This window comes from Providencia sp. PROV033 (genome assembly GCF_028484855.1).
Taxonomy (GTDB): Bacteria; Pseudomonadota; Gammaproteobacteria; order Enterobacterales; family Enterobacteriaceae; genus Providencia; species Providencia alcalifaciens.
Map to the genome: position 1 here is coordinate 1 of NZ_JAMPSW010000005.1, position 25,069 is coordinate 25,069.

Genomic DNA, 25,069 nt, shown 5'->3' on the forward strand with positions numbered 1-25,069 from the left:
GTGTTTTGATTGATGAAAATAAAAAATAGCGACTATAAGTGAAATAACTATTTTTCCCCGCAAATTAAGCTCTCTGCCGAAATTTATTAAATAACTCATCAAATAGATGTAAATAAATTTTGATAATTGACGATATTTTAATTTTAAGCGGAGAAATTCTTATGGATCACTCAGTAAAAAAAATAACATTAGCAGTGTTTTCTTTAATGGCATTAACATTCGGTATGCATGCTAAAGCCTCTACACATAGCGAAGCAAAACCCGTTGCATCAGGTACTATCCACTTTGTCGGCGCAATTGTCGCATCACCTTGCGTTATCACGAGTATTGAGCAGAATATTGATACAAAATGTTGGAATGATGATGGAAAAGTAAAAACAACATCAATGAAAATTAATAAATTGACTGAAAAAGGGACTGTGCTTCCAAATCACAAAGGAACTCAAACATTTAAATGGATTAATAAGGAAAATAAAATAGGGGTTTACACGGTTATCTATGATTAATAACTAAATTGTCATTTTTATATTAAATTTTGAATGTTAAATGGAATGCTTTTCTAGGATGAATTAGTGATGTTTATTTATAATGACGCCTATGGGCGAAGTGCCCATAGGTAATGTAAGCTTATTTTCAAGACAAGAAAATAGTGCAGGATAATTAATCGCAACGACCCATATAACGACGTTCTGGAATATGAATACGGATTTTTTCGCCTGTCGTTAAATATTCAGGAACTTGAACTGTTAATCCAGTCGGCATTGTTGCTGGTTTGGTTCGTGCACTTGCAGAAGCCCCCTTAATCGCAGGAGTGGTTTCAACAATGACCATATCAACAGTTTGCGGTAACTCGAGAGCAAGAACTTGCCCATCCATTGTTAACACCTGCATTCCTGGTAAACCTTCTTCAGGAATAAATAACAATTCTTCTTCAATATCTGATTTTTTAAAGATGTAAGGCGTATAGTCTTCATTATCCATGAACACATATTCATCACCATCGATATAAGAAAAACTTACCGCACGACGTGTTAATGAGATAGTGTCTAAAATATCGTCGCCTTTAAAGCGTTCTTCAACTTTTTGGCCAGTTTTGACATCGGTAAAACGCATTTTGTAGAGTGTGCTTGCTCCACGAGCGCTTGGCGATTGGATATCAATGTCTTTAACCAGCAGTAATTTCCCATTGTAGTTTATTGCAAAACCACGTTTGATTTCGTTGGCCTTGGCCATAAATAACCTTCTTTGTTATTGTCAAAAAGAGTTCGACAAAATTACTCGCAGATAAGGGATTAGGCAAGATGTTAACATCAAAAAAATCCCTAGTTTTCACACTAGGGATCTCTTTTTAATCAATGTTAGCTTGCGGGTAACTTAGTAGACGGGGAGAAGCCCCAACAGAGAGAGAATATGTGCGGTTGCGTTAATCAAACCAAATAAGATCACAAATCCAATGACAAAGCTTCCACCCGGTGTTCGATAGCTATTATTTGGAAAACGTTTACGGCTTGCTCTTGCCATCAAGGCTGGAATAATCACCGCCCAAATGGTTGCTGCGAGACCCGCAAATCCAATGGCATAAATAAAGCCGTTAGGGAACACCAAGCCTAAAATTGTGGGTGGTAAAAAGGTGATGATAACGGATTTGAAACGCCCTTGATGGCTATCATTAAACTTAAAGAAGTCCGCAATAAAATCAAATAAGCCAAGGGAAACGCCCAAAAATGAACTTGCTAGCGCCATATACGAGAACAGTGTTAAAAATTGTGAAATAAAGCTGCTCTGGGCGGAAATATTCATTTGGTTCAGTAGTGCACCAATATTGTTACCGTTTTCTCTGATTTCAATAAAGGATGAACGAGGAATATTACCTTGGATAGCATACTGCCATAATATATAGATAGTGACAGTGATCCCTGCGCCATATACCAAACTCAGCATGACACTGCGGCTGTCTTTATTATAGTACTTCACTAACCCAGGTACGTTACCGTGGTAACCAAAAGAGGTGAGTAAGTAAGGGAGAGCCGCTAATGCATATGGTAAATATTCACTGTTATTATTGTCGTATTGGTCGAAGAGAACCATCGGTGATGCCGTTGTCACCATTCCACCAATTGACATCACAAATGTGATAACCATCCCACCAATGAGAATGGTGCTTAGCCTATCAACCGCTCGAGTTGATAACCAAACAAAAAATGCAATCACTAAGGCAAAAACGAGACCTGAAATTGCTTGTGGAACTTGAGCATATTTCGACACGTTTTCAGTAATGATAGAGCTACCTGCTGAAATGTATGCATACGTTAAAATATACAAAACAAAGGTAATAGATAAAGAGTTAATGGTATTCCAGCTTGAGCCTAATAGATCTTTGACCATCGTATGAAAACTGGCACCTGCCGGATAATTCATATTTGCTTCTAGAATCATTAATCCTGACAATAACATACAGATAAATGTGTAGATTAATAACACGACTGAGCCGGAAAACCACACACCTGAAGTCACCATTGGAATAGAAAACATACCGGCACCAACAGCGGTACCTGCGATGATCATTGAGCCGCCTAAAATAGAGGGGCGTTTTGGTGGTTTTATAACATCAGCTTCCATGATGACTCCTGAATGATTGTTTCACTGTACTAGCTGAACGATACATTAGGCGTGAAATAATGTAAACATATAAAAGATAATAAAATAAAAAATAGTCTGATGTGATTGTTATATGCACAAATGGGGTGATATTTGTGCATATGGCGTGGTTTATACAGGTTGGTGATAAAAGCGTTGAGTTAGCCAGAGGTCAATTGCATTACGGCTAGCTTCAAAATGGGGCTCAGGTAAGGGGTCTGTAGGGGAAATCCATAACAGGTTTTCACATTTATCGGTTTCCATAATTTGCGGTGCAACAGTTCCGTTATATTCCACATGCATACAGATAGATACTGTGTGTTTGCCTTCTTGTCGGAAAGTTTCAACGTTATTACTGATACCAAATACAGTAGGGGATGTGATATCGATCCCAATTTCTTCTTTTATTTCGCGGATTGCACAAGCTTCAAAAGACTCCCCTGGATCAACATGACCACCAAAAATGGACCAATAAGGCGCATGTTTGCTGCTACGTTTACCGACTAGGATTTGTCCTTGCCTGTTAGTGATAAGCACCCCGACACCAACAACAACATATTGAGGATTCGACATTATTTTTCCTTCTTCTTGTCTTTTTACGGGAAAGAATTTTGCCACGTTGGGTTTAAATTACAATCAGCAAAAAATACAAATATCACTGAAATCAAGCGTTATTAATGTTATAACTATGCCCTGAAAATCGTGTGATAAGACAATAATGATAAGGGAGATAAGTGGTTATGACTCGCCGGGTTGCTACAATTACATTAAATCCTGCTTATGACCTTGTGGGGCTATGCCCTTCAATCGAAGTCGGTGAAGTCAATTTAGTTAAGACCGCTAGTCTTAATGCCGGAGGCAAAGGCGTCAACGTAGGAAAAGTCCTGCGTGACCTTGGTATTGATATCACCGTTAGTGGTTTTATGGGTAAAGATAACCAAGAAGAGTTCCAACACTTCTTTAGCGAAAATGGCATGGCTAACCGTTTTAGTATGGTGCCTGGTCGAACGCGCATTAATGTTAAACTTACAGAGAATAACGGTGAGTCTACAGACTTCAATTTCTCTGGTTTTGATGTCAGCAAAGAAGATTGGAACCGTTTTTCAACGGAATCTCTAAATTGGTTAGGTCATTTCGACATGGTCGTGGTAAGCGGCAGCCTACCTAACGGGATTGAGCCAGAAGAATTTACTCGTTGGATGACCCGTCTGCGCCAATTATGTCCTTGCATTATCTTTGACAGTAGCCGTGAAGCTTTAAAAGCAGGGCTTAAAGCATCCCCATGGTTAGTTAAACCGAATCGCCAAGAGTTAGAAACATGGGTCGGACGTAAATTACCAGACTTAAAAGAGGTGATTGCGGCGGCTCATGAACTGCGTGATAAAGGCATTTCCCACGTGGTGATTTCCCTTGGAGAAGAAGGGGCGCTTTGGGTAAATGCATCAGGTTCTTGGTTAGCAAAACCGCCTCAATGTGAAGTGGTCAGTACCGTTGGCGCTGGAGACTCGATGGTGGCTGGGCTCGCTTATGGTTTATTGAATGGTGAAACTAGCGAACATACATTACGTATGGCAACGGCAATTTCTGCATTGTCTGTTTCACAGCCTGATGTAGGCTTGAAAAACCGAAATAAACTGGCGGATATGATGGCGAAAATTGAGATGAAATCACTGTAATTATTGAATTAATATTGCAGGTATTCCATAAAAAGGCAGCTCAGAGAAGGCTGCCTTTTTGTTGCGTCACTCAGTTAACTATTTTGTTGCGATTTTAACCATGCAATTTCTTGTGGCCAAATATCGGGGTTAATCGTTTCTAAAATCAGGGGAATACCATCAAAGCGTGCATCTTTCATGATATAGCGAAAAGGCGCGTAACCAATATTACCTTCTCCTAAGCTGTGGTGGCGGTCAACACGACTAGCAAATTCACTTTTTGCATCATTAAGATGCATACCTTTCAAAAACTCAAAGCCGACGATATCGGAAAATTGCTGGAAGGTTTTCTCGCAATCTTCTTCTGTACGTAGATCATAGCCTGCAGCAAAAGCATGGCAAGTATCAATACATACGCCGACACGGCTTTGGTCTTTAACGCGTTCAATGATTTTGGCTAAATGCGTAAAATCAAAGCCCAGATTAGTGCCTTGACCTGCGGTATTTTCAATCACAGCAATCACACCTTCGGTTTCGGCTAAGGCGATATTAATAGATTCAGCAATACGGGCTAAACAGTCATCCACCTCAATTTGCTTGAGATGACTACCTGGGTGAAAGTTGAGCAAGTCAATACCTAATTGCATACAGCGCTGCATTTCATCAATGAAAGCGGTACGGGATTTCTCCAAAGCTTCAAATTCTGGGTGCCCTAAATTAATGAGGTAGCTATCATGGGGCAAAATTTGGTGTTTACCATAGCCATACTTAACGCAATTTTGTTTGAAGCTTTTGATCATTTCGTCGCTAAGTGGGGCGGCTTTCCATTGACGTTGATTTTTCGTAAATAAAGCAAATGCGGTGGCACCAATTTCATGGGCGCGAATAACTGCTTGGTCAACGCCGCCAGAGGCGCTGACGTGTGCTCCAACATATTTCATGATTGACTCCTTTTTTCAGGAGTATGCCATTAATAACTAAAGAAATGAAACCAATAAAAAAGCCGCTTATAAAAGCGGCAATAGACCATTTTCAACCCTAGGGTCCTGAAAATGGTGCTTTTAAATCAATTTATTGATTTTCCCCCGATAACACAAAGAGGGAAAAACCCTGTTTTATCCCTCTTTGTCAGCAACCTCAAGCCGCTCATAAAAGCGGCAATCGGAGGTGCTCAAAGGCGCTAAACTTAGCCAGTAAAAAATGCGGGTTAAAATAGAGACTGAATAGCGACGTTAATCACAATGCCACCAAAAATTAACCAAGCAAACAAAATAGCGGCCATCAGCAATGGTTTGATACCGGCTTGGCAAATAGCACTAACGTGGGTCGTTAACCCTAAAGCCACCATTGCCATCGCTAATAAAATGGTATCTAACGTAATAATGTGTTTAACCAGCTGCTCTGGTAGTAAATTGAATGAGTTAAATGCAGCTACCAGAATAAAAATCACAGCAAACCAAGGAATGGTGATTTTACTTTTTTGTGCGCCATCTTGGGTATTTGCAGCACTTTTACGGCTAATAAATGCAGACAAAATGATTAAAAATGGTGCTAACATCATGACACGTAACATTTTTGCAATCACCGACGCATTTTCAGCATCGGGACCAATTGTGTGCCCTGCAGCAACCACTTGTGCGACTTCATGAACGGTTGAACCAATATAAATCCCAAAGCTTTCTTGAGTCGCAGGGATCCATCCGAAGTGAGCATTTAGCTGATATAACCACGGATAGACGAAAATACCAATGGTACCGAAGATAACAACCGTTGATACTGCCACAGCGACTTTACTTGCGGATGCTTTCACGACAGGTTCTGTTGCCATGACCGCGGCAGCACCACAAATGCTGCTACCAGCACCAATTAACATTGTTGTTTCATCATCAAGTTTAAACACTTTTTTACCTAACCAGTAAGCCAATAAAAAAGTGGTGATTAAGGTGAGTGCATCAATAATTAGCCCCGTGGCACCTACATCAGTAATTTGCTGAAATGTTAAACGGAACCCATACAGGATAATACCGGCACGGAGAAAATAGTGTTTTGCGAATTTGATCCCAGCATCACTACTTGTGCTGATCGCAGGGTAAATGGTATTGCCCACGCAAATACCAAGAAGGATAGCGAGGGTGAGTGCACCTAATCCGATATCCATAAACCAAGACTGTTCACCAAGGTAGATTGCAACGGCAGTTAAAATTCCCGCTAAAATGATCCCTGGGATAAGTTTGAGAATAGGAAACGAATGATTTTGTGTTATTGCTTTGGTTCCTGTTTTATCCATGACTACACTCTTTAATGACGACTTAGATTAAGTTGGAATAAGCATATAACAAAAAATGTAATAATCTAAATTGATTGTTTTTGTATTATTTATCTAATAAACAGGTTAATAGTTTCTTCTGGTATATTGCTAATAAATGATTAATATTAACAATATTATTACAACTAGATAATCAAGCTGGAGCTTTCTGTATGCGTATTACACTGAGGCAACTTGAGGTTTTCACGGAAGTATTAAAAAGTGGCTCCACGACGCAAGCATCGCAATTATTGGCGTTATCTCAGTCCGCAGTGAGTGCATCACTCACTGATTTGGAAGGGCAATTAGGGGTACAACTTTTTGACCGAGTAGGTAAACGGCTTGTTACGAATGAACATGGGCGTCTTCTTTATCCAAAAGCATTAGCGCTATTAGAACAGGCGTTTGAAGTTGAGCAACTGTTTAAAAAAGAGATGGGCGCCGTTCGCTTGGCGGCGAGTACGACCATTGGGAACTATATGTTGCCAGAGATTTTAGCTGGATATCGCCATGATAATCCTGAAATTCCACTGGAATTATTTATTGGTAATACTGAAGAAGTCATTAAAGGCGTCATGGAGTTTAGAGCCGATGTGGGATTGATTGAAGGGGTATGTCATAGCCCTGAATTAATATCAAAACCGTGGTTAAAAGATGAATTAGTGGTGTTTTCAGCGCCAAGTAACCCATTAGCGAAGAAAAAAGTCACCGTGAGAGATCTGAAAGACGCGCCATGGATTTTACGTGAACGCGGTTCGGGTACGCGAGATGTCTTGGATCAACTGCTATTTGCTCATCTTCCTGGTTTCCAGATTTTAATGGAGCTTGGCAATTCAGAAGCGATCAAACACGCAGTACGTTTTGGGATGGGGATTAGCTGTTTATCTCGACGAGTGATTGCAGAACAATTAGAAAATGGCACGCTGGTGGAGCTTGAAGTTGAAGAACTGCAACTTGAGCGTACGTTATATCTGATTTATCACCGTCAGAAGCATCTTTCTAATGCGATTACTAATTTGCTGGCTTACTGTCACTAAATGAAACCATCATAACGTGTTTTGCTAATAATTATCGTTGGATTATGAAGGTATCTTATAACAGCAAAGAGTTGCTTAGTTCTGCCGTTTGAGTTTGTTAGAATCCCCGCGTTATTGACTGAAAATAAAATACAGGGAACAGATGGCAGAACAACATACCACGACATCTATGGGCGGCGGACAAAAATTACGTCGTGAGCTAAAAGCCCGTCACCTCGCGATGATCGCAATTGGCGGCTCCATCGGAACAGGTTTATTTGTGGCATCCGGTGCCACAGTAGCACAAGCCGGACCAGGTGGAGCTCTCCTCTCTTATGCCATTATTGGATTAATGGTGTATTTCTTAATGACCAGTTTAGGTGAATTGGCAGCTTATATGCCAGTCTCCGGCTCTTTTGCAACCTACGGTGCAAAGTATGTCGATGAAGGCTTTGGTTTCGCATTAGGTTGGAACTACTGGTACAACTGGGCAGTGACTATTGCTGTCGACCTTGTCGCGGCACAACTGGTTATGACTTACTGGTTCCCAGATACCCCAGGCTGGATCTGGAGTGCTATCTTCTTAGCGATCATTTTCTTACTGAATTACATCTCCGTTAAAGGATTTGGTGAAGCAGAATACTGGTTCTCCCTGATTAAAGTCACCACGGTGGTTATTTTTATTATCGTCGGCGTATTGATGATTTTTGGCATCATGAACGGGGCGGAAAATGCAGGTTGGCATAACTGGGAAATTGGTGATGCGCCATTTGCAGGTGGTTTCTCTGCAATGATTGGTGTGGCAATGATTGTTGGGTTCTCGTTCCAAGGTACTGAGCTAATTGGTATTGCTGCAGGTGAATCAAAAGATCCTGCGAAAAATATTCCTCGTGCTGTACGCAAGGTATTCTGGCGTATCCTTTTATTCTATATCTTCGCGATTTTAATTATTAGCCTGATCATTCCTTACACTGACCCAAGCTTATTACGTAATGATGTCAAAGATATTAGCGTAAGCCCATTTACCCTAGTGTTTGAGAACGCAGGGTTATTATCAGCAGCTGCTGTGATGAACGCTGTTATTTTAACCGCAGTACTGTCGGCGGGTAACTCGGGTATGTATGCGTCAACCCGTATGCTGTATACCTTAGCCCGCGAAGGTAAAGCCCCGAAGATTTTTGCTCAGCTGTCTAAAGGTGGCGTACCGCGCTATGCATTATTAGCGACAACCGTTGTTGCTGGCTTATGTTTCTTAAGCTCAATGTTTGGTAATCAAACCGTTTATCTGTGGTTATTAAATACATCGGGGATGACAGGTTTCATTGCGTGGTTAGGGATCGCTATTAGCCATTATCGTTTCAGAAGAGGCTATATCGCCCAAGGTAAAGATTTAAATGACCTGCCATATCGTTCAGGCTTCTTCCCAGTAGGACCGATTTTTGCCTTTATTCTGTGCTTAGTCATCACGTTAGGACAGAACTACCAAGCTTTCTTAGAAGATAAGATTGACTGGGTAGGTGTGACTGCGACCTATATCGGTATTCCACTGTTTTTAGCTATCTGGTTTGGGTACAAGATAGTGAGAAAAACGTCGATTGTGCGTTATAAAGAGATGAGTTTTCCGTCTTATAGAGAAAACTTAGAGAAGTAATTTTTGCGCTAAAGATAATTAAAAGAACAGTATCGTCATAGGGTAATGTGAGTCAGTTAATTCGCTGACAGCATTACCCTTTTTTTTTATCTACAGATGCTTGAACATCCACCAATTCCCCTTCAAAAGATTCAAGTTTTGAATCAAGTCACACAATCGGTCATTGGAACTCATTAATTATTTAGTGATGCTATTGATAAGTATTACCATTTGCATTATTGTTACCGCCTGCGAATGAGAGCTAATTACTTATTTGATTTTGCTTCAAAAGTGGTAAACCTCAGAAAGTATCATGACAAAAATAATAATCCTATAGGGCGCATAACCCTAGTGCTGAGCATAAAAATTCATTGTTAAGAAAAGAAATCTCTTGGAGAGTCGGGAATGGTTGTTTTTACTAAAAGAAAAATCGCAGTTAGCATTATTGCGGCTATGACTACAGTACCTGCGTTTGCGGATGATAGCAGCGACAAAATTTTTGTAACGACTGCATCAGGTTACCAGCAAAAAATTGAAGATGCCCCAGCATCAATTTCAGTGGTAACGCGCGAGCAATTAGAGACTAAAGCTTACCGCGATGTCACAGATGCGCTGAAAGATGTTCCAGGTGTATTAGTCACAGGAGGGGGGAGTAGCTCCGATATTAGTATCCGCGGGATGGATGCGAAGTACACCATGATCCTTATCGATGGAAAACGTGTGGATACACGTAGCATTCGACCAAATAGTGATGGTGCAGGTATCGAACAAGGCTGGTTACCACCATTACCTGCTATTGAGCGTATTGAAGTCGTACGTGGTCCTATGTCCTCACTGTATGGTTCTGATGCTATGGGTGGGGTTATCAATATTATTACTCGTCGTGTTCAACAAGAGTGGACCACGAGTTTACGTGCCGATACCACAATTACAGAGCGCAAAAATTCGGGTAATACCGGGCAAGGTAGCTTCTATACATCCGGACCATTAGTTGATGGTTTATTGGGAGTAAAGTTACAAGGTCAATATTCACACCGTAGTGAAGATAAAATTATCGATGGATTTGGTCGCCAAATTATGACAAGTGGCGGTGGTACATTATCACTGACCCCAAATGAGCAAAATGCGTTTGATTTAGACTTTAAAAAAGATAATCAGCATCGTGACTATCGTGAAGGTTATACCGCGGCTCGTGGTGATGGTAGCGGATTTAGCAAGTATGATATGACTCATATGGCTTTAACCCACACTGGTACTTATGATATTGCATCGACGGACACGTATGTTCAGTACGATGAAGCGAAAAACCCAGGTCGTAAAATGACGGCAGAAGATTTAGTCTTCCGTAATCAAAGTGTTTTTTTACTGGGTGATCACAGTGTCAGTATTGGTGGCCAGTACCGTAAAGAAAAGCTAAAAGATCAGAGTAACAAACTACCGGGAAATAGTGAGCTAGATAGATACAGCTGGGCATTATTTGCAGAAGATGAATGGTTAATGACAAATGATTTTGCATTAACTGGTGGTCTGCGAATGGATAATGATGAAAACTACGGTGCGCATTGGACTCCTCGTTTATATGGTGTTTGGCATGCAGATGAGCAGTGGACAATTAAAGGTGGTGTCTCTACTGGCTATAAAGCACCAAGCTTACGTGAATCATCTGCAAATTGGGGACAAGCAACTGGTGGCAATAAAGGGAATGCGATTATTTATGGTAATCCTGACTTAAAACCAGAAAAAAGTATTACAGAAGAAATTGGCGTTATCTGGAATAACCAAGATAACCTAACTGCTGGAGTTACTATTTATAATACTGATTTCAAAGATAAGATTACGGAAATCAGACGTTGTGATAACAGCATTGACACGATTAGAGATTGTACTTTAGCGGATGGTGAAGGGGATACTCCAGGCAAACCTTACCGTTTTGTTAGCGATAAAGCCAACGTCGACAAAGCAAGAATGCAAGGTGTTGAAGTGACCTTCAACTGGGGAATTCTTGATAACCTCGAGTTTGCAGCGAACTATACCTATACCCACACAGAACAAAAAAGTGGGGTGAATAAAGGTAAACCGTTGAGTAAACAGCCTAAACACATGGTAAATACCACCTTGACTTGGGATACAACGGAAGATTTACAAACGTGGGGTCGTATGAATTTCCGTAGTGAAACTTCAGACTATCAAGGTCGTGGCCAGCAAATGAGTAAAGGTACACCATCTTATGCCCTGTTTGACCTTGGTACGAGTTATAAATTGAGTAAAAATGCCAATATAGTTGGTGGTGTTTATAACGTATTGGATCGTCGTGTCGATAAAGGGACATATGGTGCTGAATTAGAAGGTCGTCGTTATAATATCGGTATCAACTACAACTTCTAATTAGATAATTAATTTTTTATCAATGTAAGCCCTTTGGTTTGTCGCCAAAGGGCTTTTTTGTACTATTATTCAAAAAGAAAATCAGTAATTCAGAAATAAAGATATAGTCATTCGAGCGTAATAGAGTGAATCTACCATACCGTTATGGAGTCTAGTAGGAACAGATTATGCCCAAACTTACCCGCTATTTTAGTGCTTGCTGTTTGAGTGTTTTATTATTCATTGGTAGCGTTTCTTACGCACTTGCAGGGGATCCCGGACCATACCGATTAGTGTTCCTCGATATCTCACAATCACCGTATCAAGATGGTCAAAAGTTATTAATCGAATTACGCAAAATGGAACGACTCTCATCAGTGCAGCGAGAAGCCTGTTTTATGTGTAATGGCAGTGATGATGGTGATTCTGATGTGGAAGTGTTGTATGTCTATTCGGTTCCTGTCGGGTTATCGATTGAAACGTTACGTAAAGCGGTAAATGGTGATGTTGCTGCGAGAAACAGTATGCAGCTTGTATTAGGTAATTTTAAGGATCAGTATGATTATGGCGTGGATGGTTTACTGATTTATAACCATCAAGAAGGCAAAGTCACTGTTTATACCATGGACAATAAAGTGGGTAGCGAGCTTCAATCTGAAACGAAGGCGGTAAAAAGTAAATTATTGCATTCAAGCTTAGATATGCTTTTGGAAAAGAGTGCAGCAAAATTAGATAGACCGGTTTAGTATTTTGTATGGGCTAACCGAGAGGTTTAAATTGCGATAATCCCCATAAAAACTTGTCATATTAGTTAGTGGAACAAAAAGTCCAAAATTATCAAAATTTCTCATAGAAAAGAGGGCACTTTGTTAACAAATTGGCTTGCTATTTACAGGTATGACGTGCAAAATGCGCGGACTAAAAAATGACTGATGCCTGATAAAAACCGGCATCGGTTTTTTTGCTTTTTAGGGTTCTTTCATTTTAACGGGGCCGGATATCAGGCCGGATAGATAAATAAATATTTACGTGTAGCAAATATTTCATGCTACAGCTTTGAGGAATGCTTTTATGGCTTACTTTTTTGCACTGGCAGCAGGGCCGAGCGGTCGTCGTTGCCGCATTGATGACTACGGAGCAAACACCGGCTTCGCACAGACGCTTTTTCACTTCTCATCGTTCTTCTCTGCTTATAGACAGATGCAAAGTCTTCCCAGTAACTGTCGATTGAGTCGAAGTACTCAATCGAAAGTTATGGGAGGGCTTTATCATGCAAAATAATTCCGTACCTTTAGATATCGGCCACAACCAAACTGGCGCCAATAACCGAGTTCAACTTGCGAAAACATTAACACTTGTGCAAGTCGTCATGATCGGTATTGCGTATATTCAGCCAATGACTATTTTTGATACTTTCGGAATGGTATCAGATAAGACTGGTGGTCACGTCCCGACTTCATACATTATTGCACTGGCTGCGATACTGTTTACTGCACTGAGCTACGGTAAGCTGGTAAAACGCTTCCCATCCGCTGGTTCAGCGTATACTTATGCCCAGAAATCAATGAGTCCACATATTGGTTTCCTTGTGGGTTGGACATCTTTGCTGTCCTACATTTTCATGCCAATGATTAACATTTTATTGGCGAAAATCTATTTACAAGATATTTTCCCGAATGTTGAACCTGCGTTCTTTGTGATTGGCTTAGTTATTTTAATGACGGCTGCTAACTTACGGGGTATCAACGTAATTGCAAACCTAAGTACGGTTATTGCGATTATCCAAATAGGGGTAATGGCCGTCTTTACTGGTTTAGTGATCCACGGCGTTTCAAATGGTGAAGGTTCAGGGGAGATCTGGACATTTAATCCATTTGCGAATGAAAAAACGGAATTGATCCCACTGATTGCAGGGGCGACGATACTCTGTTTCTCATTCTTAGGCTTTGATGGGTTAAGTTCACTGTCAGAAGAAACGCCAAACGCAGGTAAAGTCATCCCTCGTGCTATTTTCCTAACAGCGCTGATTGGTGGTGTGATCTTTATTACCGTTTCATTCTTCTTACAACAATTTTTCCCAGATGTTTCACGTTTTGCGAATATTAACGAAACACAGCCAGACATCATGCGGTTTGTCGCAGGATCGTTCTTCCAAGCGATTATTCTCGTGTTCTCCTGCGTCACTGTATTAGCATCGGGCATGGCTGCCCATGCGGGGAGTGCGCGTTTGATGTATGTTATGGGGCGTGATGGCGTATTCCCAGAGAAAATCTTTGGTTACGTAAGCCCAACATGGCGTACACCAGCGTATAACGTTCTGTTAGTTGGTTTCTTAGCTCTCGGCGCTATCTGGTTTGAGATGGATTTCGCCACCGCGTTAATTAACTTTGGTGCACTGATTGCATTTACTTTCGTGAACATCTCAGTGATCAGCCAGTTCTTTATTCGTGAACGCCGTATTAAAGGCTTTAAGAACATCATGAACTATTTGATATTACCGATCATCGGTACCCTCACAGTCTGTGTGCTGTGGTTGAATATCGAAGAAGATTCAATGGTTTATGGTTTGATTTGGACGGCGGTTGGTTTGGTGTATATGGCGGTGTTGACTCGGATGTTCCGTAGGCCTATGCCGCAGATGAGCGACGTTTAGATATATTCTTCATACTTCGTGCTGTAGCGTTGTTGGCTACAGCACTGAAATATTTAGGGAAAGCAATTCTTCATACTTCGCGCTGTAGCGTTGTTGGCTGCACGCGCTAGCCCTAGTCACATACTTATGTATGCTCCTAGGGGCTAGCTTGCTTGCCGCCTAGCTACAACACGAATTATTTTGAATGCATGTAAGTATCAAAATAATTTAACGGCAAACGGCAAACGGCAAACGGCAAACGGCAAACGGCAAACGGCAAACGGCAAACGGCAAACGGCAAACGGCAAACGGCAAACTACGAACTGAAATTGAAGACGAATAAAAACAGCACCATTGGGTGCTGTTTTTGTTTCTGAAGGGGATTAATAATTTCTTAACATATTAATCTTATGTGATATTGTGAAAGGATATTAATGGCAATACCCTGACAGGAAGGCATGAGATGAATGATGTAAAAAATCCTGAGAACCAACGACTATTACTCACACTCAGGAACATTGTTGGCAAAAAAAATATCCTTACCGAACCCCATAAAACAGAACGTTATCGTAAAGGCTTTCGCTCCGGTGTAGGGGATGCCATTGCTGTTGTTTTTCCAACCACGTTATTAGAGCAATGGTATGTGTTTAAAGCCTGTGTCGAAGCCGATAAAGTCGTCATTATGCAAGCGGCAAATACAGGGTTAACTGAAGGTTCAACGCCAAGTGGTTATGATTATGATCGTGATATCGTGATTATTAGCACATTGCGTTTGAACCAAATACAAGTCCTGCCTGAATTTAACCAAGTGGTTGCGATGCCAGGCAGTACACTCTATGACCTCGAAAAAATTCTCAAACCGCTGGGTCGTGAACCCCATTCATTAATTGGTTCTTCTTGCATTGGCGCCTCTGTTGTTGGTGGTATTTGCAACAGTTCAGGCGGTTCATTAGTACGCCGAGGACCCGCCTATACTGAGCTTGCGTTATACGGGCGAGTGAATGAAGATGGTACTGTTGAATTGGTCAACCATTTAGGGATCGCATTGGGTGATACACCAGAAGAGATCCTGACCAACTTACAAAATCGTCGCTACAGTAGCGAAGATGTGGAAAGCAGTGAAAAATTAGCATCTGACCATGAATACGCAACGCGGGTACGTGATGTGGATGCCGATACACCTTCTCGTTTTAATGCGGATGAGCGCCGACTATTTGAAGCGTCAGGTTGCGCCGGTAAATTAGCTGTGTTTGCCGTACGTTTAGACACGTTCCCTGCGGATAAAGCAACACAAGTTTTCTATATTGGCTCGAACAATCCCGATGTGCTTGAAGATATCCGTCGCCATATTCTCAGTGAATTTGAAAATTTACCTGTTGCAGGTGAATACATGCATCGCGGTTGTTTTGATATTGCGGAAATATACGGCAAAGATACGTTCTTAATGATAGATAAGTTTGGCACAGATAAAATGCCTACGTTCTTCACAATTAAAGGACGTATGGACGCTGTGCTGAATAAAGTTCCATTGCTCCCATCAAACTTAATTGACCGAACTATGCAGCTGTTAAGCAAGCTTTGGCCTTCTCATTTACCGCCTAGAATGAAACAATTCCGAGATAAATATGAGCACCATTTGATGCTTAAAATGGCAGGCGATGGGATTGATGAAGCAAAAGTTTGGCTGAAATCATTCTTTGCAACCGCGGATGGTGGTTATTTTGAATGCACGCCAGAAGAGGGCGCAAAAGCATTCTTGCATCGATTTGCCGCTGCGGGGTCAGCGGTACGCTATCATGCTGTACATAATAAAGATGTTGAAGACGTCTTACCGTTAGATATTGCATTGAGACGTAATGACCGTGATTGGTTTGAAAAGTTACCGCCAGAGATAGAAAACCTCATTGTGCATAAGCTATATTGCGGACACTTTATGTGCCACGTAATGCACCAAGACTATGTCTTGAAAAAAGGTGTCGATCCAAAAGAGTTAAAACAAAAAATGTTGGAATTACTGGATGCGCGTGGCGCTCAGTATCCAGCAGAACACAATGTTGGACATCTGTATAAGGCACCAGAACAACTAAAATCGTTCTACAAAGAGTCAGACCCGACAAACACGATGAATCCAGGGTTGGGTAAGACAACCAAGCGCAAACATTGGGAAGGGGATTGTGGTTGCGACCACTAATCAAATAATTGCAATTTAATGGGCAGGTTTTCTGCCCATTTTTATTTTTATCACTGGTTATTAACTTGCTAATTCATAGGCATAGTTTACTAATGCTTTTAATTGCTGGCAGCGTTTCTCATCTTCATGATGCACGTCCATAAGCAATTGAATCTGTTGTAAATAGTCGGTTAAACGCGCTTCGGTAAAATAGTCACGGCGATGCTGCAACCAACGTTGCTGCTCATCATAGGATAACGTGGACGGGTAGTTTCGTGCTTTATAGCGGAAGAATAACTCTTTCATACGTTTATCTTCAAAACTAAGATCTAACGCAGGTAAATTTTGCGGTGCTGTTTCGCGAATAATATCCATTGTGGAGCGATCTGAAGGACTGAAAAAGCCATTATAGATTTGGCTATCCACGTCATTTGATTCTTCAAATTGTTGACCTACGCTAAATAGTTCAATCAGTTTATTTCGGACATCCGGATTTTTGCGCAGCAATTCTAAATTACGCATGCACAGATCCCGATCCAGTCCAGTACGTTCAGCATCAACGGTACGTAATGTGTTGATTGGCGCAAGGATTGGGCACTTATTGATATGCACTAATTTGATTGGAACTGGCAGGTCATCCCCGAGTTCAGCTTTAGGGGTGTACAAGCGTTCACGAAGTTCATCAGCACTTAATGTTAGCAGTGGTGACATATCGCCAGAGAGGTCACACATAATCACCGCATTTTTATTCTCAGGATGCCATGCTAGTGGAGTCACTAAGCTTACGTATGAACGTAAGGCACCAAACATCCCCGACACATGTACTAATGGGGTCATATCCACAATATCAATCAGCTGGTTAACTTTATTTTTATTTCTTAGCTGATAGAAATAGTCAAACATCCGTGGCTGTGCCTGTTTCAACAATTTTGCCATATTGATGGTGGCTAAAACGTCGGACATCGCATCATGAGCATTTTCATGGGAAACGTCATTGGCTTTGGTGAGATGCTCTAAACGTAAGCTAGGTAACCCATCATCGTTTTCTGGCCAGTTAATTCCTTCAGGGCGCAATGCGAAACACGCACGTAATGCATCCAATAAATCCCAGCGAGAATTACCTTGTTGCCAGCTATAGGCATACGGGTCATAAAAATTACGGTAAAAAATATTTCGAGTGACTTCATCATCAAAGCGAATGTTGTTGTAGCCCATAATGCAGGTGTTCGGCACGCTAAATGCCTGATGAATACGTTTGGCAAACTCGGCTTCATTTACACCATTTGCCATAGCGATTTGCGGGGTAATCCCCGTTATCATTACAGCTTCCGGCTGAGGAAGATAATCATCCGTAGGTTTACAGTAAAATACTTCAGGTTCACCGATGATGTTGAAATCTAAGTCTGTTCGCACACCAGCAAATTGAGCAGGGCGATCGAGAGCCGGATGCTTACCAAATGTTTCATAGTCATGAATAAAGAAGGTTGGCTGGTTATGATTATTTTTCAAAATGAGGTCCATCGTCGATTTAGGTGAGTAATGCAAGCGTATAACCGTTTGAAGGCTATGGTAAACCATCTGGCAGAAAATCTAAACTTATGTGGAAGTTACTCGTGAAGAAAATGATATTCCTATTGCATGAATCATACTGCGGCACGTTTTTAACGTTGGATCCCAAGGGATAGAGTGTGATAGCGCGTTTCTCGTCGTCAGCGTGATGACTGTGCGATACCGATTCACGCTTCAATAGCATCTTCATGATGATAAAATTCAGTCTTCCCTGAGTGTGCTCGCAAATTAAGGGCTAAAGACGCATTGGTAATGCAAATCATTAAATTCAAATTAATAAAATTGTGAATGTAACTTGTAAGGTGACCATGGAAGAAGGTATTGTGTTAATAGACAATACATTTTGATTATTGAATAGAGGATTTTAAACATGGAAAACGCTAACAAACCAACTTTCCAAAATGTGCTGGAATTTGTGCGTATGTTTCGTCGTAAAAATAAAATTCGTCGCGAAATCACGGATAATGAAAAGAAAATTCGTGATAACCAAAAACGTGTTTTGCTGTTAGATAACCTTAGTGAATATATTAAGCCGGGCATGTCTATTGAAGATATCCAAGCTATTATTGCCAATATGCGTAGCGACTATGATGACCGCGTAGACGATTACATCATTAAAAATGCGGAGCTTTCTAAAGAACGCCGTGAAATATCTAAGAAGCTTAAAGAGATGGGTGATTTACCACGTATTGATGTGAAATAAACCCTAAAAAATTCAGTTTTAAGATGCCTCGTTGTGATGTTTTAAACCCAGCGGGGCATTTTTTTATTCTTATAACGAGCATTGAAGAATATGAGGCAAAAAAAAAGCCCCGATATACTATCGAGGCTATTTATTATATGTCTAACTCATTAGACACTAGCTGGTTTTGCCATTTCTGATGTGGCAACATTCGCTGCCACATGACCACCTGCACCTTTAGATTCAAAGGTTGATGGCTCACGTTGATACTCTTTAATTTCAAAGTCGGAAGCCATCACCGCAGGGGCTGGGGCTTTCGTCATTGGTGAGTATGCATGACATTTGTGTAAGCTAAGCGCGTTTGATGTTGAAACAGCATCGACCACTGTTGTTTCAACTACTGTTGCCGTAGCAATCTTCGTTTCAACGACGACATCCGCCACCGCAGGTTCAGAAATCGCTTTGATTTCTTCAACGACAGGTGTTTCAACAATTGTATCAACAACCGTTTGAACAACATCAGTTTTTTCTGTTTCAGTAACGTCAGCAATGACGCTTTCCAGGACAGTATTGCTTTCTACGGCAATGGTCTCAATAGATTCAGCGACAACATGAGTCTCTGTTTCTACTTTTGGTGTCTCAACGACAGTTTCAGTAACGACTGGGGTTTCAATGTGTTCTGATTTCACTTCAACCTGTTCCACCGGCGCTTGAATTGCAGCTGGAGCCTGAACCGTGTTTTGTTGTTCTAGCATTTCTTCATTGGTCATGATAGCCATGCTTTCTTGTTGAGGCTGAACAACAGGGTAACGAATAAATACTTTACCAGACGCTAATTCAGGGGAGGCTACAGCCGCCGCTAAAGGCATTGGTGATTTATTCAGATGACGCTCATCACGGTAACGACGACGACGCTGACCACTCACACGCAGATGGCGTGGTGAACGACGAGAACGACGTGGGATAATGGTGTCTTGTTTCTCATCATCCTGTTGCTCTGAGTTAACCGCCAAATTGTCATCTTCGTTCAACGTGACATTATCGTGTTTTTTCTCAACATTAACGGTTGAAGGAAGTGCCGCCATTGGCGTAGCTGGCATCTCTGCAACAATTGCAGTCTCTGTCGTTTGCTCATTATCAGTCACACGGATTTTTTGTGTTAACTGACGGCGTTGACGACGAGGCGCTACTGGACGCTGCTCTTCTTCATCTTTTTCTACAACGGTATTGTCAACAGCAGCTTGTTGGCTATCTTGTTGAGTTTTCGCTGTTTGTTGTTGGCGTTTCTCATCTTGACGGCGACGACGTTCTGCACGTTGCTCACGGCGTTGTTGATTATCGCGGTTTGCAGTGTCTGTCGTTTGCTCATCAACTTGGTTCGTATTTTTGTTATGACGACCCTTATTGCGATTTGCTGCATCTTCAGATTGCGCATTACGATTATTACGATTTTCGCGGTTATCACGATTTTCGTAATTATCATCGCGGTCACGGCGATTGTTATTACGGCGATCGTTATTACGGCGACGGTCATTATTACGGCGACGATCATTATTGTTTGGGCGCGCTTTTTGCGCTGGTTGTTCAACCACTTTTTCTTCTTCGGCAAATAGACCTTTAAAGAAAGCTGCGATTTTACTGAATAAACCAACGTTAGGTTGCTCGTCTGTTTTTGGACGGGCTGGCGCTTTAGATGGAGACTCTTTTTGTTTCAGTGCAGGCACTTCAACAGGTTCTTGCAGTGCAAATGCTGAAATAGCAGGTTGCTCAGGGGCTTTACGCTCGCTTGTTGGCTCTTCGCCTTGATTCAGCGTTTCCGTTTCATGGTATTGCGCTAAGTTGTAGCTCAGAGTCTGAACTTCTTCACCTTTACGAATACGGATGACATGGAAATGCGGTGTTTGCATCTGATCGTTAGGGACTATCACAACACGAACGTTGCGCTGGCGCCGTTCAATCTCAGTGACAGCTTGGCGTTTTTCGTTTAACAGATACGACGCGATTTGTACGGGAACAATCGCATGCACTTCATGGGTATTTTCTTTCAGTGCTTCTTCTTCAATTAAACGCAGTACAGACAGCGACAGCGATTCATTATCACGGATAGTTCCGGTACCCGAACAGCGTGGGCAGACGTGATGGCTAGATTCACCCAAAGATGGGCTAAGACGCTGGCGAGACATCTCTAACAGACCAAAACGTGAAATACGAGCAATTTGAATACGCGCACGGTCTTGACGAACTGCTTCGCGTAGACGGTTTTCAACTTCACGCTGATGGCGAACTGGGGTCATATCGATAAAGTCGATAACAATTAGACCACCTAAGTCACGTAAGCGTAATTGACGTGCAATCTCATCAGCGGCTTCAAGGTTAGTATTGAATGCGGTTTCTTCGATATCGCCACCACGGGTTGAACGTGAGGAGTTGATATCGATAGCCGTTAAGGCTTCCGTTGTATCGATAACTAACGCACCACCTGAAGGTAAACGGACTTCACGTTGGAACGCTGACTCGATTTGAGATTCAATTTGATAGTGGCTAAACAGTGGAACATCGCCGCTATAATGTTTAATTTTACTTGCAAAATCACCACGACCAATTGCTTCGATATGGTTACGCGCCATTTCAACCACTTTCGGGTTGTCGATCAGAATTTCACCGATATCAGGACGTAAGTAATCGCGGAAAGCACGAACGATAACGTTGCTTTCTTGGTGGATTAAGAATGGAGCAGGGCGGTTTTCTGCTGCTTTTTGAATCGCTTCCCAATGGCGTAAGCGATACAGTAAATCTTGTTGTAGTGATTCTGCTGATTTGCCAACGCCCGCGGTACGAACGATTAATCCCATACCCTCTGGGATTTCTAAGCAAGATAGTGCTTCTTTTAATTCTGTGCGGTCTTCACCTTCGATGCGGCGGGAAATACCACCTGCACGAGGGTTATTAGGCATGAGAACTAAATAACTTCCCGCTAAGCTGATAAATGTGGTTAAGGCAGCACCTTTGTTACCACGTTCTTCTTTATCAACTTGAACAATAACTTCTTGGCCTTCTTTCAGCACATCTTTGATGTTCGGACGACCTTGAGAGTGATAATTGCTTGGGAAGTATTCGCGAGCGATCTCTTTGATAGGCAGGAAACCGTGTCTTTCAGCGCCATAATCAACAAAAGCAGCTTCAAGGCTTGGTTCAATACGGGTAATTTTACCTTTGTAAATGTTGGCTTTTTTTTGCTCATGACCTGGGCTTTCAATATCCAAATCGTAGAGTCGTTGCCCGTCAACAAGGGCAACACGCAACTCTTCCTGTTGAGTTGCGTTGATTAGCATTCTTTTCATGTTGTTACTTACTCATTATTTTTTAAATAATAAAGAGCAGCGAAAGAAAGAGCTACTGTAAACCGATGGCCTCATGATTTTTACAAAGCCGTCTACCTCTCGGCAGTCGTTCGTATAGAGACGCGCAGTATTCGGTGAACCTGATTTTTAGATTAAAAATTCAGCGTTCTTAATCAGGATGCCGTAAATTTCTTAGAAAACGGAGACTCCCAACCCAATAAGCTAAAATTCGTTGCTCGCTAATTTACTTGATCTTGTTAGATGTCTTACGCCATTGCAGCATCGTTACGCCATCAAATAATAAATTCCTACAGTATTACGTCTAACTTGTATTCTACTAGCTAAAAATAATTATAGCTGAAAGTGCAAAAACACCTAAAGCTAACATAGCAAAGCCAATTTTCGTTTTTAAACATCTTGGCAGCGCTTATTATTCCATTGCCAAGTGCATTATAGCAAGCGCAACGTAAGTTATATGGAAATTTTATTAAGAAATTGAGCCGATCATCTAGAAATTGACCAATTTAAAAAAAAACATAAAAAAATTCGTGGAGTCGGTATGATATACCCACGTAAGTGAGACTATTTATTCATCAATTAGAGTTAACGCATTCCCGAATGAAAACAGAAAACCAAGTCCAATTTATTGATATTAGCGATGACGAAGCAGGGCAGCGCATTGATAATTTCTTGCTGAGCAAGTTAAAAGGTGTTCCTAAGAGCATGATTTATCGCATCATCCGTAAAGGTGAAGTGCGTGTCAACAAAGGGCGAATTAAGCCAGAATACAAATTACTGGAAGGGGATCAAGTTCGTGTCCCGCCTGTGCGTGTCGCTGAGCGTGAAACAGCACCAGTTTCAGCAAAATTAGATAAAGTGGCGGCGTTAGCTGATTGTATTCTTTATGAAGACGAATCCATTTTAGTGATCAATAAGCCATCCGGAACCGCAGTGCATGGCGGCAGCGGATTAAGCTTTGGTGTTATTGAAGGATTGCGAGCGTTGCGCCCAGAAGCACGTTTTCTGGAGTTAGTGCATCGCTTAGACCGAGATACATCAGGCATTTTATTGGTGGCTAAAAAGCGCTCGGCATTACGCGCACTTCATGAGCAGCTGCGTTTAAAACAGATGCAGAAAGATTATTTAGCGTTAGTTCGTGGTAACTGGCAGTCGCACACGAAAGTTGTTCAAGCACCATTATTAAAAAATATTTTGCAAAGTGGTGAGCGTATTGTTCGTGTAAGCAGTGAAGGTAAACCTTCTGAAACGCGTTTTAAAGTTGAAGAGCGTTTTGAAAACGCGACGTTGGTAAAAGCGAGTCCAGTGACTGGTCGTACTCATCAAATTCGTGTCCATACGTTACATGCGGGGCATCCAATTGCTTTTGATGATCGTTATGGTGATAAACAGTTTGATAGTCAACTTGCCGATACAGGGTTAAAACGTCTATTCCTGCATGCGTATGCCCTAAAATTTACTCACCCAAAATCTGGGAAAGAAATGCGCGTTGTTGCGCCACTGCATAATGATTTAAATCAGTGTCTCAAAGTGTTGAGAGCTAAAAAAGCACAATAATGGTGTGTAAGCATTAGCTGACATCAACATGTCAGCTAACCTTGTCATCTAGTCTAGGAGTGGATTCACATCATGCTGGCGTAACATTTCCAGCAATAAAATTGTGGGTAAGCCAATTAATGTGTTTGGATCTCGTCCTGATAACTTATCAAATAGGCTAATACCCAACCCTTCCGATTTAAAACTACCTGCACATTGGTACGGTTCATCTTTATGTAAATACTGGGTGATTTCTTCATCCGTTAACTGTCTAAAATAGACATCGAAGGGCTCACACTGAACATTAAATGTACCCGTTGTGCTATCTAATAAGCAAAGCCCAGTATAAAAAGTGACTCGATGACCTGACGCAGCTTTGAGCTGCTTAAACGCATTCTCAAAATTGTGCGGTTTTCCGACGATCTTATCGTCAATGACACAAACTTGGTCAGAGCCGATAATCAGGTGTTGAGGGTATTGTTGAGACAACGCCTTGGCTTTTTCGTGAGATAAACGTATCACTAAAGCTTGAGCCGATTCCTGTAGTATAGGGGTTTCATCAATATTGGGCGCCGCCGCTAGAAAAGGGATGCCTAGCTTTTTCAGCAACGCTTGTCGGTATTCAGAGGTTGATGCCAAAATAATCGATTTCATGATTTTTCTCGAAACTCGTAGCCAAAAGGGTTAACTCATTTTAAACTATATCCGCTTAACCGGCGATTTTTTGGTGAAAAGGCGAGTTTATCCCGCCTTTTTCTTTGACTATAGTTCATTACAAAGTTAATATGCGCGCCTTATGCAAAAGGTAAAATTACCCCTGACTATCGATGCGCAGCGTGCAGCTCAGAAAAACCTCGACTATGTCGGGAGTTACACACCTGAGCAAGTAGCACGAATTGCCGAATCAGTAGTCAGTGTAGATAGTGATGTTGAAAGCAAATTATCATTTAAAATTGATAATCAGCGCTTGACGGTCATAGAGGGGCATTCTGAAGTGGATGTCACCCTACAATGCCAACGTTGCGGAAAAAATTTCAAACATCATGTCTACGTATCGTATTGTTTTAGTCCTGTCGTCAATGACGAAAAGGCCGAAGCATTACCGGAACAGTATGAACCAGTTTATGTAGATGAATTTGGTGAAATAAATTTGCTGGGAATGTTAGAAGATGAAATAATTCTATCCCTACCAGTGGTTCCGGTTCATGATTCTGAACACTGTGAAGTGTCCGAAGCGGACATGGTGTATGGTGAACTACCTCCTGAGGTAGAGAAACCAAATCCATTTGCCGTATTAGCCAGTTTAAAGAAAAGTACTTAAGGAGTAAGGTCAATGGCCGTACAACAGAATAAACCAACTCGTTCAAAACGCGGTATGCGTCGTTCACATGATGCACTGACTGCTACCCTAGTTTCTGTAGATAAAACTTCCGGTGAAACTCACCTGCGTCACCATGTGACTGCAGATGGTTACTACCGTGGCCGTAAGGTTATCAGCAAGTAATTGTTGATAC

General features: G+C 41.5%; 20 protein-coding genes. 12 read left to right on the plus strand and 8 right to left on the minus strand.

Annotation, left to right across the window (positions count from 1 at the left end; all coding sequences use genetic code 11):
* Positions 1–119: 119 nt before the first annotated feature.
* Positions 120–506: a hypothetical protein gene (locus tag PSF16_RS02100; protein ID WP_272688695.1), complete on the plus strand. Its 387-nt coding sequence runs from the start codon at positions 120–122 to the stop codon at positions 504–506.
* Between the two features lie 154 nt (positions 507–660).
* Here PSF16_RS02100 and yeiP read toward each other — a convergent pair whose 3' ends face one another.
* From yeiP to PSF16_RS02115, 3 genes are all read right to left on the minus strand, one after another.
* Positions 661–1,233 (minus strand): elongation factor P-like protein YeiP, encoded by a 573-nt coding sequence (gene yeiP / locus PSF16_RS02105; protein WP_006661420.1) that lies wholly within the window; start codon positions 1,231–1,233, stop codon positions 661–663.
* A gap of 141 nt (positions 1,234–1,374) precedes the next feature.
* Positions 1,375–2,619, minus strand: a complete 1,245-nt coding sequence (mtr, locus tag PSF16_RS02110) for a tryptophan permease (protein ID WP_006660783.1) — start codon at positions 2,617–2,619, stop codon at positions 1,375–1,377.
* Positions 2,620–2,769: 150 nt separating this feature from the next.
* Positions 2,770–3,210 (minus strand): nucleotide triphosphate diphosphatase NUDT15, encoded by a 441-nt coding sequence (locus PSF16_RS02115; protein WP_036966046.1) that lies wholly within the window; start codon positions 3,208–3,210, stop codon positions 2,770–2,772.
* A gap of 167 nt (positions 3,211–3,377) precedes the next feature.
* On the opposite strand from PSF16_RS02115, the gene fruK reads away from it, so the two are divergent.
* Complete coding sequence (fruK, locus tag PSF16_RS02120; protein WP_006660785.1) at positions 3,378–4,313, plus strand: 1-phosphofructokinase; 936 nt, start codon at positions 3,378–3,380, stop codon at positions 4,311–4,313.
* 74 nt (positions 4,314–4,387) lie between these two features.
* Here the strand turns inward: fruK and nfo are convergent, their stop codons facing one another.
* Together nfo and PSF16_RS02130 are read right to left on the minus strand one after the other, a co-directional pair.
* Entirely contained in the window at positions 4,388–5,233 is an 846-nt protein-coding gene (nfo, locus tag PSF16_RS02125) for a deoxyribonuclease IV (protein ID WP_006660786.1), read from the minus strand.
* Positions 5,234–5,499: 266 nt separating this feature from the next.
* On the minus strand, positions 5,500–6,579 hold the full coding sequence (locus PSF16_RS02130) for a YeiH family protein (protein WP_272688696.1): 1,080 nt from the start codon (positions 6,577–6,579) through the stop codon (positions 5,500–5,502).
* A gap of 191 nt (positions 6,580–6,770) precedes the next feature.
* Between PSF16_RS02130 and yieE the strand changes: the two genes are divergently transcribed.
* The 6 genes from yieE to dld all read left to right on the plus strand — a co-directional run bounded on the left by yieE (position 6,771) and on the right by dld (position 16,430).
* Positions 6,771–7,634: a DNA-binding transcriptional regulator YeiE gene (gene yieE, locus PSF16_RS02135; protein WP_272688697.1), complete on the plus strand. Its 864-nt coding sequence runs from the start codon at positions 6,771–6,773 to the stop codon at positions 7,632–7,634.
* Positions 7,635–7,776: 142 nt separating this feature from the next.
* Positions 7,777–9,264: an amino acid permease gene (locus tag PSF16_RS02140; protein ID WP_006660790.1), complete on the plus strand. Its 1,488-nt coding sequence runs from the start codon at positions 7,777–7,779 to the stop codon at positions 9,262–9,264.
* Between the two features lie 384 nt (positions 9,265–9,648).
* Positions 9,649–11,628: a ligand-gated channel protein gene (locus PSF16_RS02145; protein WP_006660791.1), complete on the plus strand. Its 1,980-nt coding sequence runs from the start codon at positions 9,649–9,651 to the stop codon at positions 11,626–11,628.
* Positions 11,629–11,795: 167 nt separating this feature from the next.
* Entirely contained in the window at positions 11,796–12,353 is a 558-nt protein-coding gene (locus tag PSF16_RS02150; protein ID WP_006660792.1) for a hypothetical protein, read from the plus strand.
* A gap of 524 nt (positions 12,354–12,877) precedes the next feature.
* Positions 12,878–14,260, plus strand: a complete 1,383-nt coding sequence (locus PSF16_RS02160; protein WP_006660794.1) for an APC family permease — start codon at positions 12,878–12,880, stop codon at positions 14,258–14,260.
* A 442-nt stretch (positions 14,261–14,702) separates the two neighbouring features.
* Positions 14,703–16,430: a D-lactate dehydrogenase gene (gene dld, locus PSF16_RS02165; RefSeq protein WP_006661425.1), complete on the plus strand. Its 1,728-nt coding sequence runs from the start codon at positions 14,703–14,705 to the stop codon at positions 16,428–16,430.
* A gap of 60 nt (positions 16,431–16,490) precedes the next feature.
* On the opposite strand, the gene sbcB is transcribed toward dld, so the two are convergent.
* Positions 16,491–17,930 carry an exodeoxyribonuclease I gene (gene sbcB, locus PSF16_RS02170; RefSeq protein ID WP_272688719.1) on the minus strand — a complete coding sequence of 480 codons (1,440 nt, stop codon included), beginning with the start codon at positions 17,928–17,930 and terminating at the stop codon, positions 16,491–16,493.
* Positions 17,931–18,348: 418 nt separating this feature from the next.
* Between sbcB and tmaR the strand changes: the two genes are divergently transcribed.
* A complete protein-coding gene (gene tmaR / locus PSF16_RS02175) occupies positions 18,349–18,681 on the plus strand; it encodes a PTS system regulator TmaR (protein WP_006660797.1) in 333 nt (110 codons plus the stop codon).
* Positions 18,682–18,830: 149 nt separating this feature from the next.
* Here the strand turns inward: tmaR and rne are convergent, their stop codons facing one another.
* Complete coding sequence (gene rne / locus PSF16_RS02180) at positions 18,831–22,001, minus strand: ribonuclease E (protein WP_272688698.1); 3,171 nt, start codon at positions 21,999–22,001, stop codon at positions 18,831–18,833.
* A gap of 618 nt (positions 22,002–22,619) precedes the next feature.
* On the opposite strand from rne, the gene rluC reads away from it, so the two are divergent.
* Positions 22,620–23,576, plus strand: coding sequence for a 23S rRNA pseudouridine(955/2504/2580) synthase RluC (gene rluC, locus PSF16_RS02185; protein ID WP_272688699.1), 957 nt, complete (start codon positions 22,620–22,622; stop codon positions 23,574–23,576).
* 48 nt (positions 23,577–23,624) lie between these two features.
* On the opposite strand, the gene PSF16_RS02190 is transcribed toward rluC, so the two are convergent.
* Complete coding sequence (locus tag PSF16_RS02190) at positions 23,625–24,209, minus strand: Maf family protein (RefSeq protein WP_006660800.1); 585 nt, start codon at positions 24,207–24,209, stop codon at positions 23,625–23,627.
* Between the two features lie 142 nt (positions 24,210–24,351).
* Between PSF16_RS02190 and yceD the strand changes: the two genes are divergently transcribed.
* A complete protein-coding gene (yceD, locus tag PSF16_RS02195; RefSeq protein WP_006660801.1) occupies positions 24,352–24,876 on the plus strand; it encodes a 23S rRNA accumulation protein YceD in 525 nt (174 codons plus the stop codon).
* A 12-nt stretch (positions 24,877–24,888) separates the two neighbouring features.
* Positions 24,889–25,059 (plus strand): 50S ribosomal protein L32, encoded by a 171-nt coding sequence (gene rpmF / locus PSF16_RS02200; RefSeq protein WP_006660802.1) that lies wholly within the window; start codon positions 24,889–24,891, stop codon positions 25,057–25,059.
* Positions 25,060–25,069 lie beyond the last annotated feature (10 nt).